The 13,900-nt window shown below is 73.2% G+C and carries 12 protein-coding genes; 11 read left to right on the forward strand and 1 reads right to left on the reverse strand.

What is annotated here, in order from left to right; all coding sequences use genetic code 11:
- Position 1 precedes the first annotated feature (1 nt).
- The gene (locus ADK86_RS24615) at positions 2 to 2,230 is read right to left on the reverse strand and encodes an ATP-binding protein (RefSeq protein ID WP_053698545.1); all 2,229 of its coding nucleotides are present in this window, start codon (positions 2,228 to 2,230) and stop codon (positions 2 to 4) included.
- A 169-nt stretch (positions 2,231 to 2,399) separates the two neighbouring features.
- Between ADK86_RS24615 and ADK86_RS24620 the strand changes: the two genes are divergently transcribed.
- From ADK86_RS24620 to ADK86_RS24670, 11 genes are all read left to right on the forward strand, one after another.
- Complete coding sequence (locus ADK86_RS24620) at positions 2,400 to 2,834, forward strand: DUF948 domain-containing protein (RefSeq protein ID WP_030178044.1); 435 nt, start codon at positions 2,400 to 2,402, stop codon at positions 2,832 to 2,834.
- Between the two features lie 8 nt (positions 2,835 to 2,842).
- Complete coding sequence (locus ADK86_RS24625; protein ID WP_030590625.1) at positions 2,843 to 3,196, forward strand: DUF6167 family protein; 354 nt, start codon at positions 2,843 to 2,845, stop codon at positions 3,194 to 3,196.
- Complete coding sequence (gene alaS, locus ADK86_RS24630; RefSeq protein WP_053698546.1) at positions 3,196 to 5,865, forward strand: alanine--tRNA ligase; 2,670 nt, start codon at positions 3,196 to 3,198, stop codon at positions 5,863 to 5,865. Before ADK86_RS24625 ends, alaS begins: the two co-directional genes overlap by 1 nt.
- A 13-nt stretch (positions 5,866 to 5,878) precedes the next feature.
- Positions 5,879 to 6,343: a Holliday junction resolvase RuvX gene (gene ruvX / locus ADK86_RS24635; protein WP_030590632.1), complete on the forward strand. Its 465-nt coding sequence runs from the start codon at positions 5,879 to 5,881 to the stop codon at positions 6,341 to 6,343.
- A gap of 125 nt (positions 6,344 to 6,468) precedes the next feature.
- Complete coding sequence (gene mltG / locus ADK86_RS24640; RefSeq protein WP_053698547.1) at positions 6,469 to 8,289, forward strand: endolytic transglycosylase MltG; 1,821 nt, start codon at positions 6,469 to 6,471, stop codon at positions 8,287 to 8,289.
- A gap of 102 nt (positions 8,290 to 8,391) precedes the next feature.
- On the forward strand, positions 8,392 to 9,231 hold the full coding sequence (locus tag ADK86_RS24645) for a shikimate dehydrogenase (RefSeq protein WP_053698548.1): 840 nt from the start codon (positions 8,392 to 8,394) through the stop codon (positions 9,229 to 9,231).
- Between the two features lie 117 nt (positions 9,232 to 9,348).
- The gene (gene aroC, locus ADK86_RS24650; protein ID WP_053698549.1) at positions 9,349 to 10,533 is read left to right on the forward strand and encodes a chorismate synthase; all 1,185 of its coding nucleotides are present in this window, start codon (positions 9,349 to 9,351) and stop codon (positions 10,531 to 10,533) included.
- The gene (locus ADK86_RS24655) at positions 10,530 to 11,111 is read left to right on the forward strand and encodes a shikimate kinase (protein ID WP_053698550.1); all 582 of its coding nucleotides are present in this window, start codon (positions 10,530 to 10,532) and stop codon (positions 11,109 to 11,111) included. Before aroC ends, ADK86_RS24655 begins: the two co-directional genes overlap by 4 nt.
- Entirely contained in the window at positions 11,108 to 12,199 is a 1,092-nt protein-coding gene (gene aroB, locus ADK86_RS24660; protein WP_030590646.1) for a 3-dehydroquinate synthase, read from the forward strand. Before ADK86_RS24655 ends, aroB begins: the two co-directional genes overlap by 4 nt.
- Complete coding sequence (gene aroQ, locus ADK86_RS24665; RefSeq protein WP_030590648.1) at positions 12,196 to 12,633, forward strand: type II 3-dehydroquinate dehydratase; 438 nt, start codon at positions 12,196 to 12,198, stop codon at positions 12,631 to 12,633. Before aroB ends, aroQ begins: the two co-directional genes overlap by 4 nt.
- 255 nt (positions 12,634 to 12,888) lie before the next feature.
- Positions 12,889 to 13,728, forward strand: a complete 840-nt coding sequence (locus ADK86_RS24670) for a Pro-rich N-terminal domain-containing protein (RefSeq protein WP_030178041.1) — start codon at positions 12,889 to 12,891, stop codon at positions 13,726 to 13,728.
- The last annotated feature ends 172 nt before the right edge of the window (positions 13,729 to 13,900 follow it).

Here is a 13,900-nt window from a genome sequence, read left to right on the forward strand (position 1 = left end):
CTCAGCCCGCCGTCTCCCCGCCGTTCGCGGAGGGGGAGGCGGCGGGTTCGTCCGTTTCCGGGGACGGTTCCGGTCCCGTACCGGAGCGCGGGCCCAGTACGGGGCCGTCCGGCCGGGGCGCCGCGTCACCGCCGAGAATCCGGGCGGCCGTCGCGTCCAGGTCGAGCAGGGCGCCTTCCCGCAGGCAGTGCCCGTACCGCTCGGCCCCCAGCGCCTCCCGCGCCCGCTCCTCGCACAGCCGGTGCGGCTGGTTGAAGTGGCGCGAGCCGAACAGCGGCAGCCCCACCGAGGGCCAGATCCGCCCGGCGGCCCCCTGGAGCAGCGCCGCCTCCGCCGGATCGCCCTCGCCGAGCGTGACCAGCGCCAGCAGCTCGATGGCCAGCACCGCGCCCAGCAGGTCGTGGAAGGCGTGGTCGATGGCCAGGCACTCGGTCAGCAGGGCACGGGCCCGCGCCGCCTCGCCACGGCTCCAGGCCGCGTAGCCCAGTACGTACAGCGCGTACGCCAGGGTCCACCGCTCCCCGTGGTCGTCGCAGACCTGCCGCACGTCCTCGCACAGGCGCACCGCCTGCCCGAGGTCGCCCTGGAACGCCACCGCCATCGCCAGCTCGACCTGGCCCATCAGCACGTTGCTGTTGAGCTCGCCGATCTCCCGGTAGCGGCCGAGCGCGTCGCGCAGCAGCCGCTCGGCGCGCGGCATGTCGTCGCGGACCAGCGCGAGACAGCCGGTGCGGTGCAGCGCGTACGCGGCGGCGGTGGCGTTGCCGGTGCGCTCCGCGCCCTCGCGGCACTCCTGGAGGGCGATCGCCGCGCCGACCGCGTCGCCCTGGAGCACCGCCACGTACCCGGCCACCCACAGGGCCTTCAGCCGGGCGTCGTCGTGGTCGCCCTCCAGCTCCAGGGAGCGGTCGAGCCAGTGCCGCCCTTCCGAGAGCCGTCCGCACCCCGCCCAGTAGAACCACAGCGTGCCCGCCAGATACTGGCCCAGGTGCGCGTCCCCGGTGCTGTCGAGGCTGTATTCCAGCGCGACCCGCAGATTCGGCAGTTCGCACTCGATACGGGCGGCCACCTCGGCCTGCCGCGGACTGAACCAGTCCAGCTCGCACCAGGTCGCCAGGCCCACATACCAGTCGCGGTGCCGCCGGCGCATCCGCTCGGCGTCGCCCGCCGCGTCCAGCCAGCCCGCCCCGTACTCCCGGACGGTGTCCAGCATCCGGTGGCGCACGCCCGCCGGGGTCTCCTCCCGTACGACCACCGACTGGGCCACCAGTTCCCCGAGCACGTCGACCAGTTCGTCCGCGGGCAGGTCCGGGCCCGAGCAGACGTACTCGGCCGCGTCGAGGTCGAACTGCCCGGCGAAGACCGACAGCCGTGCCCACAGCAGGCGCTCGGCGGGCGTGCACAGCTCGTGGCTCCAGCCGATGGCCGTCCGCAGCGTCCGGTGGCGGCACTCGGCCGCGCCCCGCGGGGGCGAGAGGCCCGCGCGGGTGCCGGGGTAGCCGCCGGTCAGCAGCCGGAAGCGGTCGTCGAGCCGGGCCAGCACCTGTTCCACCGACAGGGCCCGCAGCCGCCCGGCGGCCAGTTCCAGCGCGAGCGGGATGCCGTCCAGGCGGCGGCACAGTTCGGCGACGGCGGCCTCGCCCGACGCGTCCGTGGTGAAGCCGGGGACCACGGCCGTGGCGCGGTCGTGGAACAGGTCCACCGCGTCCGGGCCGTCCATCGGGGGCAGCGGCAGGTTCTGCTCGCCGGGCAGGCCGAGCGGGCGCCGGCCCGCGGCCAGTACACGCAGGCCGGGCGCGCGCCGCAGCAGGTCGGCGGCGAGGTCGGCGCAGTCGTCGACCAGGTGCTCGTAGCCGTCCAGGACGAGCAGCAGGTCGCGGCCCGCGAGGTGGTCGCGCAGCGCGGCGCGCGGCGGCCGTCCGGTGTGGTCGGCGAGGCCCAGCGCCTCGGCGACCGCGTGGTCGAGCAGGTGCCCGTGGCGCAGCGGGGCCAGCTCGGCCAGCCACACGCCATCGCAGAAGCGATCCTGCAAGCTCTTGGCAGCGTGCGTGGCCAGCCGGGACTTCCCCACGCCGCCGACCCCGGTGAGCGTCACCAGCCGGGCGGACTCCAGATGCCCGGCCAGCGCGGCGAGTTCGCCGTCGCGGCCGATGAACCGGGTCAGCTCCGCGGGCAGATTGCCGGGCACCCGCAGGCGCGCGGAGGAAGGACGGGGCAGGGAGCGTCGCATGGGACACGGAGCGTACTCGCAGGTGTGCGGACCGTACAAACGCCCGGCGGTGGGCCCCGCGCCGCACGGGGAAGGCGGTACGGTCGCGCGCCCGCGGCGCGATAGGCTCGGGATCTGCCGTTCGAGCAGGACGCAACCGGAACAGAATCAGTCGGAGAGTGGTGCCAACGTGACCGGTGGAGAGGTGGCCGGGATCCTCGTGGCCGTCTTCTGGGCGATCCTCGTGTCCTTCCTCGCCCTCGTGCTGGTGAGGCTCGCACAGACGCTCAAGGCGACGACCAGGATGGTCGCCGAGGTGTCCGAGCAGGCCGTACCGTTGCTGGCCGACGCGTCCGCGACCGTCCGCTCCGCGCACACCCAGCTCGCCCGGGTCGACGCCATCGCCTCCGACGTCCAGGAGGTCACCGCCAACGCCTCCGCGCTCTCCTCGACCGTCTCCTCCGCCTTCGGCGGACCCCTGGTCAAGGTCGCGGCGTTCGGCTACGGCGTGCGCCGCGCGATCGGCAGGAAGGGCGCACCGCCCGAGCCGAAGCGCACCGTCGTCGGCCGTACCCTGCCCGCCGCCCGCCGCGGCGGGCGCCGCAACCGTCGCTCCAAGGACTGATCGCCGCGATGTTCCGCCGCGCATTCTGGTTCACCACCGGCGCCGCCGCCGGGGTGTGGGCCACCACCAAGGTCAACCGCAAGCTGCGCAAGCTCCAGCCCGACAGCCTCGCGGCGCAGGCCGCCGACAAGGCCGTCGAGACCGGACACCGGCTGCGCCAATTTGCAGTGGACGTACGCACGGGAATGTCGGACCGTGAGGGGCAGCTGTACGAAGCCCTGGGCCTGACGGACCGGGGCGACGCACGCGAGCTGCCCGCTGCGCGCTCCCGCGCCGCACTCGAAACGCCGCAGTACCAGATCACGCAGCACCGAACGATTACCCCCGGACCGACCGGACCGACCGGAAATGAGGACCACTGATGGAGTCGGCTGAAATCCGCCGCCGCTGGCTGCGCTTCTTCGAGGAGCGCGGGCACACCGTCGTGCCGTCGGCGTCGCTCATCGCGGACGACCCGACGCTGCTGCTGGTCCCCGCGGGCATGGTGCCCTTCAAGCCGTACTTCCTCGGCGAGGTCAAGCCGCCGTGGCCGCGCGCCACCAGCGTCCAGAAGTGCGTGCGCACGCCGGACATCGAAGAGGTCGGCAAGACCACCCGGCACGGCACGTTCTTCCAGATGTGCGGCAACTTCTCCTTCGGCGACTACTTCAAGGAAGGCGCCATCAAGCACGCCTGGGAGCTGCTGACCAGCTCCCAGGACGATGGCGGCTACGGCCTGGACCCGGAGAAGCTCTGGATCACCGTCTACCTGGACGACGACGAGGCCGAGCGCATCTGGCACGAGGTCGTCGGGGTGCCCAAGGAGCGCATCCAGCGCCTGGGCAAGAAGGAGAACTACTGGTCCATGGGCGTCCCGGGCCCCTGCGGCCCGTGCTCCGAGATCAACTACGACCGCGGCCCGGAGTTCGGCGTCGAGGGCGGCCCGGCCGTCAACGACGAGCGGTACGTGGAGATCTGGAACCTGGTCTTCATGCAGTACGAGCGCGGCGCGGGCATCGGCAAGGAGGACTTCGAGATCCTCGGTGACCTGCCGAGCAAGAACATCGACACCGGCCTCGGCCTGGAACGCCTGGCGATGATCCTCCAGGGCGTCCGCAACATGTACGAGACCGACACGCTGCGCGTCGTCATCGACAAGGCCGGCGACCTGACCGGCGTACGCTACGGCGCCGCCGCCGACGCCGACGTGTCGCTGCGCGTGGTCGCCGACCACATGCGTACGTCCACCATGCTCATCGGCGACGGCGTCACCCCCGGCAACGAGGGCCGCGGCTATGTGCTGCGCCGCATCATGCGCCGCGCCATCCGCAACATGCGCCTGCTCGGCGCCACCGGCCCGGTCGTCGCCGACCTGCTGGACGTGGTCATCAAGACGATGGGCCAGCAGTACCCGGAGCTTCTGGAGGACCGCAAGCGCATCGAGACGGTCGCGCTCGCCGAGGAGGCCGCCTTCCTCAAGACGCTCAAGGCCGGCACCAACATCCTCGACACCGCCGTCACCGAGACCAAGGCCGCCGGCGGCACGGTGCTCCCCGGCGACAAGGCGTTCCTGCTCCACGACACCTGGGGCTTCCCCATCGACCTCACCCTCGAAATGGCCGCCGAACAGGGCCTTTCGGTGGACGAGAACGGCTTCCGCCGGCTGATGAAGGAGCAGCGGGAGCGCGCCAAGGCCGACGCCCAGGCCAAGAAGCACGGCCACGCCGACCTGTCCGCCTACCGCGAGGTGGCCGACCGCTCCGGCGCCACCGTCTTCACCGGCTACACCCGCACCGAGGGCGAGTCCTCCGTCGTCGGCCTGCTGGCCAACGGCGTGTCGGCCCCCGCGGCCCAGGAGGGCGACGAGGTCGAGGTCGTCCTGGACCGCACCCCCTTCTACGCCGAGGGCGGCGGCCAGCTCGCCGACACCGGCCGGATCAAGCTGGAGTCCGGCGCCGTCGTCGAGGTCCGCGACGTGCAGCAGCCGGTGCCCGGCGTCACGGTGCACAAGGGCGTCGTGCAGGTCGGCGAGGTCGTGGTCGGCTCGCCCGCGTACGCCACCATCGACGTCAAGCGCCGCCGGGCCATCGCCCGCGCCCACAGCGCCACCCACCTCACCCACCAGGCGCTGCGCGACGCGCTCGGCCCCACGGCCGCCCAGGCCGGTTCGGAGAACTCCCCGGGCCGCTTCCGCTTCGACTTCGGCTCGCCGACCGCCGTGCCTGGTACGGTCCTGACCGACGTGGAGCAGCGCATCAACGAGGTGCTCTCCCGCGAACTGGACGTCCAGGCCGAGGTCATGAGCATGGAGGACGCCAAGAAGCAGGGCGCCATCGCCGAGTTCGGCGAGAAGTACGGCGACCGGGTGCGCGTGGTGACCATCGGCGACTTCTCCAAGGAGCTGTGCGGCGGCACCCATGTGGCCAACACTGCCCAGCTGGGCCTGGTCAAGCTGCTCGGCGAGTCCTCCATCGGCTCCGGCGTGCGCCGTGTGGAGGCCCTGGTCGGCGTGGACGCGTACAACTTCCTCGCCCGCGAGCACACCGTCGTCTCGCAGTTGACCGAGCTGGTCAAGGGCCGCCCCGAGGAGCTGCCCGAGAAGATCTCCGGCGTGCTGGCCAAGCTCAAGGAGGCCGAGAAGGAGATCGAGCGCTACCGCGCCGAGAAGGTCCTCCAGGCCGCCGCCGGGCTGGCCCAGGAGGCCAAGGACGTACGGGGCGTCGCGCTGGCCGCCGCCCAGGTCGCCGACGGCACCTCCGCCGACGACCTGCGCAAGCTGGTGCTGGACGTGCGCGGCCGCATCCCGGGCGACCGCCCGGCCGTGGTGGCGCTGTTCACCGTGGCCAACGGCCGCCCGCTGACCGTGATCGCCACCAACGAGGCCGCCCGCGAGCGCGGCATCAAGGCCGGTGACCTGGTCCGTACGGCCGCCAAGACGCTCGGCGGCGGCGGTGGCGGCAAGCCGGACGTGGCCCAGGGCGGCGGCCAGAACGCCGCCGCGGTGCCCGAGGCCGTCGAGGCCGTCGAGCGCCTCGTGGCCGAGGCGGCCTGAGCGCGTGAGGGAGATGCGGCGCGGCAGGCGCCTCGCCATCGACGTCGGGGACGCCCGGATCGGGGTCGCCTCGTGCGACCCCGACGGGGTCCTCGCGACCCCCGTGGAGACGGTGCCGGGCCGGGACGTCCCGGCCGCGCACCGGCGCCTGAAGGCGATCGTCGAGGAGTACGAGCCCATCGAGGTCGTCGTCGGCCTGCCCCGCTCCCTGAACGGGGGAGAGGGGCCGGCCGCGGCCAAGGTGCGGGCCTTCGCGCAGGAGATGGCGCGCGGGATCGCTCCGGTGGGGGTACGCCTGGTCGATGAGCGCATGACAACCGTCACAGCCACGCAGGGCCTGCGGGCCTCCGGGGTGCGCAGCAAGAAGGGCCGCTCGGTGGTGGATCAGGCCGCTGCGGTGGTCATTCTCCAGAGTGCACTGGAGACCGAACGGGTGTCTGGTCACCCACCCGGCGAGAGCGTCGAAGTGGTCATCTGATCGCGGTACGGTAACGTTCCGCGCGACGTCGCGGCGGATCGAACAACCGCACGTGCAGAAAGAGGCGGTCGGTACCGCAGGCGCTGCCACCCAGGAGCGCACCGCCTCGCGGCTCTAGGGGATCGATGACTGAGTATGGCCGGGGCTACGGCTCCGAACCGTGGCATCCCGACGACCCTCTCTACGGAGACCAGGGTCGATACGGAGGCCGGCCGCAACGGCCTCAGCAAGGTTCTTACGAAGGGCAGTACGGCGGCCCGCACCAGCAGCAGGCCGCCTACGGAGGCCAGCCGCAGGGCGGCCAGCAGCACTACGGTCAGCAGCACCAGGGGCCGCATCCCCAGGGCCAGCAGCACCAGGGGCAGCACCCCCACGGCCAGCAGCAGCCCCAGTGGGATGAGCTGTCCGGCCCGTACCCGGCCCAGCAGCAGTACAACGGCGGCTGGGACGCCTCCCAGGGCGGCGCCCCGTACGACCCGTACGGCCAGCAGCCGCCGGTCGACCCGTACAGCGGCCAGAGCCCCGACTACTACGGGACCCAGGACGCGTACCCGCCGCCGCAGCCGCAGCACCTGCGTCAGCAGCAGGGCGGGCAGCCCGGGCCGCAGGGCCAGGGCGAGCACGGCGAGCAGATCGGCCAGACGGCGCAGTTCGAGGCGGTGCGCCCGGAGCAGCTGCGCCAGCCGCCGCACCCCTCCCCGCCCGGCGACGACTTCCGGGCCGCTCCCGGACCCGAGCAGGACGAGCAGGTCCGGGACCCGGCGCACTCCTTCTTCAAGGACGACCCGGACGGCGACGATGACGACGACCCGCGCGAGGAGCGCCGGGCCGGCCGGGAGCGCCGCGGCAAGGGCGGCAAGGGCGGCAAGAAGCGCAGCCGCATGACCTGCCTGGTCGTCGCCGGCGTCTTCCTCGTCGGCGGCGGCGCGGTCGCCTACTTCGGCTACGACTTCTTGATGAGCCACTTCGGCCCGGCCCCCGACTTCGAGGGCGAGGGCAGCGGCGAGGTACAGGTCCAGATCCCGTCGGGCACCTCGGTCATGGAGATGGGCCTGATCCTCAAGCGCGAGGGCGTGGTCAAGAGCGCCGACGCCTTCACCGAGGCGGCGAACGAGAACGACCAGGGCAAGAAGCTCCAGGCCGGTGCCTACTCGCTGCGCAAGCAGATGTCGGCGGCGTCCGCGGTCAAGCTGATGCTGGACCCCAAGAGCCGCAACGGCCTGACCGTCCGCGAGGGCCTGCGCAACGGCGCCGTCTACGACCTGATCGACAAGAAGCTGCACCTGAACCCCGGTACGACCAAGGACGTGGCGCGCTCCGAGGCCAAGAACCTGGGGCTGCCCTCCTGGGCGAACAGCAACCCGAAGATCAAGGACCCGCTGGAGGGCTTCCTCTACCCCTCCACGTACAGCGTCAGCGGCAAGGCCAAGCCGGCCGAGGTCCTCAAGGAGATGGTGGCGCGGGCCAACCGGGAGTACGCCAAGTACGACCTGGAGGAGAACGCGAAGAAGTTCGGCCTCAAGTCGCCGCTGGACCTCATCACGGTCGCCAGCCTCACCCAGGCCGAGGGCATCACCCACGACGACTTCCGCAAGATGGCCGCGGTCGTCTACAACCGGCTCGCGACGAGCAACACGGTCACCAACCAGAAGCTCGAATTCGACTCGACGTACAACTACCTGAAGAACCAGAGCAAGATCGACATCGGTACGCGCGAGATCCGCAACTACGACGACCCGTACAACACGTACTTCTACAAGGGCCTGCCGCCGGGACCGATCGGCAACCCCGGCGAGGACGCGCTGAAGGCGTCGATCGACCCGGACCAGAGCGCCAAGTGGCTGTTCTTCATCTCCATCGACGGGAAGAAGACGGACTTCACGACCAACCTCAAGGACCACGAGAAGCTGGTCCAGGAGTTCAACAAGCGCAAGCGCCAGTCGTAGGCCCCGGTGTCCGGCCGTCGCGGGGCGGCGGCCGGTCCGGGGCGCCCCGGCCGCCGCGGGACGGTTCGTCTATCGTTTCGCGGGTCCGAGCTGAGGAGCACCATGTCCAGTGAAGTCCAGGTCCGCCGCCGGGCGGCGGTCCTCGGGTCGCCCATCGCCCACTCCCTGTCCCCGGTCCTGCACCGGGCCGCCTACGCCGAACTGGGCCTGGCCGACTGGGAGTACGGCCGCCACGAGATCGACGAGGCCGCGCTGCCCGGCTTCATGGAGCGGCTGGACGGCACGTGGGCGGGCCTGTCCCTGACCATGCCGCTCAAGCGCGCGGTGATCCCGCTGCTGGACGCGATCAGCGACACCGCCGCCTCCGTCGAGGCCGTGAACACCGTCGTCTTCACCGAGGACGGGCGGCGCACCGGCGACAACACCGACATCCCCGGCATGCTGGCCGCGCTGCGCGAGCGCGGCGTCCACGAGGTCGAGGGCGCGGCCGTGCTGGGCGCCGGCGCCACCGCCTCCTCCGCGCTCGCCGCCCTGTCCCGGATCTGCACGGGCGAGGTGACCGCCTACGTACGCAGCGAGGCGCGGGCCGCGGAGATGCGCGGCTGGGGCGAACGGCTGGGCGTCACCGTCCGTACCGCCGACTGGTCGAAGGCGGCCGCGGCCTTCGAGGCGCCGCTGGTCATCGCCACCACCCCGGCCGGAACCACCGACGCGCTGGCCGCCGCCGTGCCGGAACGTCCCGGCACCCTCTTCGACGTGCTGTACGAGCCGTGGCCGACCGCCCTGGCCGCGGCCTGGAGCGTCCGCGGCGGCGCGGTCGTGGGCGGCCTGGACCTCCTCGTCCACCAGGCCGTCCTCCAGGTGGAGCAGATGACCGGCCGCTCCCCGGCCCCGCTGGCGGCGATGCGCGCGGCGGGGGAGGCGGCGCTCGGCGGACGGTGACCCCGCCCGGTGTGTCCACCGCCGGTCCGCTTCCTGGACGGGGAGCGGTCCGCCGGGGCGGACGTGGGAGGATCAGGGGAAGACTGTTCGCGCAGTAGCAGGACATGAGGAGCATCGTTGAGCAGGTTGCGCTGGCTGACGGCGGGGGAGTCGCACGGCCCCGCACTCGTGGCGACGCTGGAGGGCCTCCCGGCCGGCGTCCCGATCACCACGGACATGGTGGCGGACGCCCTGGCCCGTCGCCGGCTCGGCTATGGCCGCGGTGCCCGCATGAAGTTCGAGCGCGACGAGGTCACCTTCCTCGGCGGCGTCCGGCACGGCCTCACCCTCGGCTCGCCCGTCGCGATCATGGTCGGCAACACCGAGTGGCCCAAGTGGGAAAAGGTCATGGCGGCCGACCCGGTCGACCCCGCCGAGCTGGCCGAACTGGCCCGTAACGCCCCGCTGACCCGCCCCCGCCCCGGCCACGCCGACCTGGCCGGCATGCAGAAGTACGGTTTCGACGAGGCCCGTCCGGTCCTGGAGCGCGCCTCCGCCCGTGAGACCGCGGCGCGTGTCGCGCTCGGCACGGTCGCCCGCTCCTACCTCAAGGAGACGGCCGGCATCGAGATCGTCTCGCATGTGGTCGAGCTGGCCGCCGCCAAGGCCCCGTACGGCGTGGTTCCCCAGCCCTCGGACGTGGAGCGGCTGGACGCCGACCCGGTGCGCTGCCTGGACCCGGAGGCGAGCGCGGCGATGGTCGCCGAGATCGACCAGGCCCACAAGGACGGCGACACCCTCGGCGGCGTGGTCGAGGTGCTGGCGTACGGCGTCCCCGTCGGCCTGGGCTCGCACGTGCACTGGGACCGGCGGCTGGACGCGCGGCTGGCCGGTGCCCTCATGGGCATCCAGGCGATCAAGGGCGTCGAGGTCGGCGACGGCTTCGACCTGGCCCGGGTGCCCGGTTCCCAGGCGCACGACGAAATCGTCTCCACGGACGAGGGCCTGCGCCGCGCCACCGGCCGTTCCGGCGGCACCGAGGGCGGCCTGACCACCGGTGAGCTGCTGCGCGTACGGGCCGCGATGAAGCCGATCGCGACCGTCCCGCGCGCCCTGGCCACCGTCGACGTGACCACCGGCGAGGCGACGCAGGCCCACCACCAGCGCTCCGACGTGTGCGCGGTCCCCGCGGCCGGCATCGTCGCGGAGGCGATGGTCGCGCTGGTGCTCGCCGACGCGGTGGCGGAGAAGTTCGGCGGCGACAGCGTGCCGGAGACCCGCCGCAACGTGCGGTCCTTCCTCGACAGCCTGGCGATCAAGTGACGCCGCCGCTCGTGGTGCTGGTGGGCCCCCCGGGCGCGGGGAAGTCCACCGTCGGGGCCCTGCTGGCCGAACGGCTCGGCGCCGGCTACCGCGACACCGACGCGGACATCGAGGCGGGCGCGGGCAAGCCGATCCCGGAGATCTTCATCGACCAGGGCGAGCTGCACTTCCGCGAACTGGAGCGGCAGGCCGTACGGACCGCGGTCGAGACCCACCCCGGCGTGCTCTCGCTCGGCGGCGGCGCGGTCATGGACGACGGCACCCGCGCCCTGCTGGCCGGCCTGCCCGTCGTCTTCCTGGACGTCCAACTGGCCGACGCCGTACGGCGCGTGGGCCTCGACGCACCGCGCCCGCTGCTCGCCGTCAACCCGCGGCAGCGCTGGCGCGAGCTGATGGAGGCGCGCCGCCCGCTGTACACGGAAGTCGCGCGCGCCGTGGTCACCACGGACGGCCGCACGCCCGAAGAGGTCGCCGACGCCGTACTGGACGCATTGCAGCTACAGACACCCCCGGAGGCCGGAGCGCGGGCGGCGGACGCCGCGGCGCCCGGCACGCCCGGGAGAGAGGAACACCCGTGACGGAGCAGCCCACCCGAATCCAGGTCGGCGGCACCGCGGGCACCGACCCGTACGAGGTCCTGGTCGGCCGGCAGCTGCTGGGCGAGCTGGCGGGCCTGATCGGCAAGAAGGCCCAGCGGGTCGCCGTGCTGCACCCGGAGGCGCTGGCCGCCACCGGCGAGGCGCTGCGCGAGGACCTGGCCGGCCAGGGATACGAGGCCATCGCCGTCCAACTGCCCAACGCGGAGGAGGCCAAGACCGCCGAGGTCGCCGCGTACTGCTGGAAGGCGCTGGGCCAGACCGGCTTCACCCGTACCGACGTGATCGTCGGCGTCGGCGGCGGCGCCACCACGGACGTGGCGGGCTTCGTCGCCGCGACGTGGCTGCGCGGCGTGCGCTGGATCGCCGTACCGACCACCGTGCTCGGCATGGTGGACGCCGCGGTCGGCGGCAAGACCGGTATCAACACCGCCGAGGGCAAGAACCTCGTCGGCGCCTTCCACCCGCCGGCCGGCGTGCTGTGCGACCTGGCCGCGCTGGACTCCCTCCCGGTCCACGACTACGTCTCCGGGCTCGCCGAGGTCATCAAGGCGGGCTTCATCGCCGACCCGGCCATCCTGGAGCTGATCGAGTCCGACCCCGAGGGCGCCAAGCGCCCCGACGGCCCGCACACCACCGAGCTGATCGAGCGCGCCATCCGGGTCAAGGCCGAGGTGGTCTCCGCCGACCTGAAGGAATCCGGGCTGCGCGAGATCCTCAACTACGGCCACACCCTGGGCCACGCCATCGAGAAGAACGAGCGCTACAACTGGCGGCACGGCGCCGCGGTCTCCGTCGGCATGGTCTTCGCCGCCGAACTGGGCCGCATCGCCGGGCGCCTGGACGACGCGACCGCCGACCGGCACCGCGCCGTCCTGGCGTCGGTGGGCCTGCCGCTGACCTACCGCGGCGACCAGTGGCCCAAGCTGCTGGAGACGATGAAGGTCGACAAGAAGTCGCGCGGCGACCGGCTGCGCTTCATCGTCCTGGACGGCCTGGCCAAGCCCACCGTCCTGGAGGGCCCCGACCCGGCGATGCTGCTCGCCGCGCACGCGGAGATCGCCGCATGAGGCGCGTCCTGGTCCTCAACGGACCCAACCTCGGCCGTCTGGGCTCCCGCGAGCCCGACGTCTACGGCTCCACGTCCTACGCCGGACTGGTCGAACGCTGCACCGCGCTCGGCAAGGAGCTGGGCCTGGCGGCCGAGGTCCGGGAGACCAACGACGAGGGCGAGATGATCCGCTGGCTGCACGAGGCGGCGGACGGCTCGATTCCGGTGGTCATCAACCCCGGCGCATTCACGCACTACTCGTACGCGATGCGGGACGCCGCCGCCCAGCGGACCGCCCCCCTCATCGAGGTGCACATCTCCAACCCGTACGCCCGCGAGGAGTTCCGCCACACCTCGGTGATCGCGGCGGTCGCCAGCGGTACGGTGGCGGGCTTCGGCATCGGCTCGTACGAACTCGCGCTGCGCGCGCTGGCCGCCGAACTCACGGGCTGATCCCCGCACCCCGCGCACCCTGCGCCGCTCCCGGCCGTCGCCCCGGCGACGGCCGGGCCCGCCGGCCGCCCCGCCGGGGGAGGACTGCGGTCACCTTCTGCGGGTACCGTTCGCCGGACAACCACATCGGCCCACCCGGGCCGGACGCCTGGCGCGCACCCGAGCGCCGTACGGACGACAGCCCCGCCCGTACGGCGAGCACCGCGCACCGCGGGCGGCCCACGAGATCGACCGCACGAGACGGAGAGCCACCGGATGCAGCACGCAGTGGGGGCGCCGCTGCCACCGCCTCACGGACCGGTGCCGGGGCCCGTGGCCGCGATGAGCTGGACCCCGGGCCATCCCGTACCACCGCAGCAGCCGCCGGCCGCGCCGCCCGCGCAGGGCTGGCCCACGGCCCCGCCGCCCACCGCCCCGCCGCACGGCGCGCCGACCGCGCCGCCCCCCGCCGAGGCCACCGGGCACGTCCAGCTGCCGCCCGGCGCGCCCGTGGCGCTGCCCAGCCCGCCCACCGGAGCCTCCGCGCCGGACGCCGCGCACGCCGCCGTCGCGGTGCTGCTCATCGGCCCGGCCGGGGCCGGCAAGACCAGCGTCGCCCGGCACTGGGCCGACACCCGCCGGGTGCCCACCGCGCACATCAGCCTCGACGACGTGCGCGAATGGGTACGGTCCGGATTCGCCGACCCGCAGACCGGCTGGAACGACCACTCCGAGGCGCAGTACCGCCTCGCCCGCCGCACCTGCGGCTTCGCCGCCCGCAACTTCCTCGCCAACGGCATCTCCTGCATCCTGGACGACGCCGTCTTCCCGGACCGCCCGGTCATCGGCCTCGGCGGCTGGAAACGCCACGTGGGCCCCGGCCTGCTGCCGATCGTGCTGCTCCCCGGCCTGGAAATAGTCCTGGAGCGCAACGCCCGCCGCACGGGCAACCGCCGCCTGTCCGACGAAGAGGTCGCCCGGATACACGGCCGGATGGCGGGCTGGTACGGCTCCGGCCTGCCGATCATCGACAACTCGGCGCAGGATGTGCCCACGACGGCGCGGCTGCTGGATGACGTGGTTGCCCGGAGTATTGCCAGTCCGCCTAGCTGGTAGCTGGTGGCGGGGGTTGGTGGCACGGGCGGGGGAGCGGCGGCTGGCAGGAGGGGGCGGGGCGGAAGGCGGTCCAGGGCCTTGCCGTACGGGGGTGCGAGGCCCCACAGCCGTACGGGGCGCGCCATCCCGCACCCGGCCGCCCCACACCCGCACAGGGCGCGCCGCCCCCGAC

The organism is Streptomyces sp. NRRL F-5755, assembly GCF_001279365.1.
Taxonomy (GTDB): Bacteria; Actinomycetota; Actinomycetes; order Streptomycetales; family Streptomycetaceae; genus Streptomyces; species Streptomyces rimosus.

Bases quoted from the DNA above. Each gene is read 5' to 3' on its own strand.
- ADK86_RS24615 (WP_053698545.1), bottom strand. From the start codon at position 2,230: ATGCGACGCTCCCTGCCCCGTCCTTCCTCCGCGCGCCTGCGGGTGCCC.
- ADK86_RS24625 (WP_030590625.1), top strand. From the start codon at position 2,843: ATGTTCCGCCGCGCATTCTGGTTCACCACCGGCGCCGCCGCCGGGGTG.
- aroQ (WP_030590648.1), top strand. From the start codon at position 12,196: ATGAGGCGCGTCCTGGTCCTCAACGGACCCAACCTCGGCCGTCTGGGC.
- ADK86_RS24670 (WP_030178041.1), top strand. From the start codon at position 12,889: ATGCAGCACGCAGTGGGGGCGCCGCTGCCACCGCCTCACGGACCGGTG.
- alaS (WP_053698546.1), top strand. From the start codon at position 3,196: ATGGAGTCGGCTGAAATCCGCCGCCGCTGGCTGCGCTTCTTCGAGGAG.
- ADK86_RS24645 (WP_053698548.1), top strand. From the start codon at position 8,392: ATGTCCAGTGAAGTCCAGGTCCGCCGCCGGGCGGCGGTCCTCGGGTCG.
- ruvX (WP_030590632.1), top strand. From the start codon at position 5,879: ATGCGGCGCGGCAGGCGCCTCGCCATCGACGTCGGGGACGCCCGGATC.
- mltG (WP_053698547.1), top strand. From the start codon at position 6,469: ATGACTGAGTATGGCCGGGGCTACGGCTCCGAACCGTGGCATCCCGAC.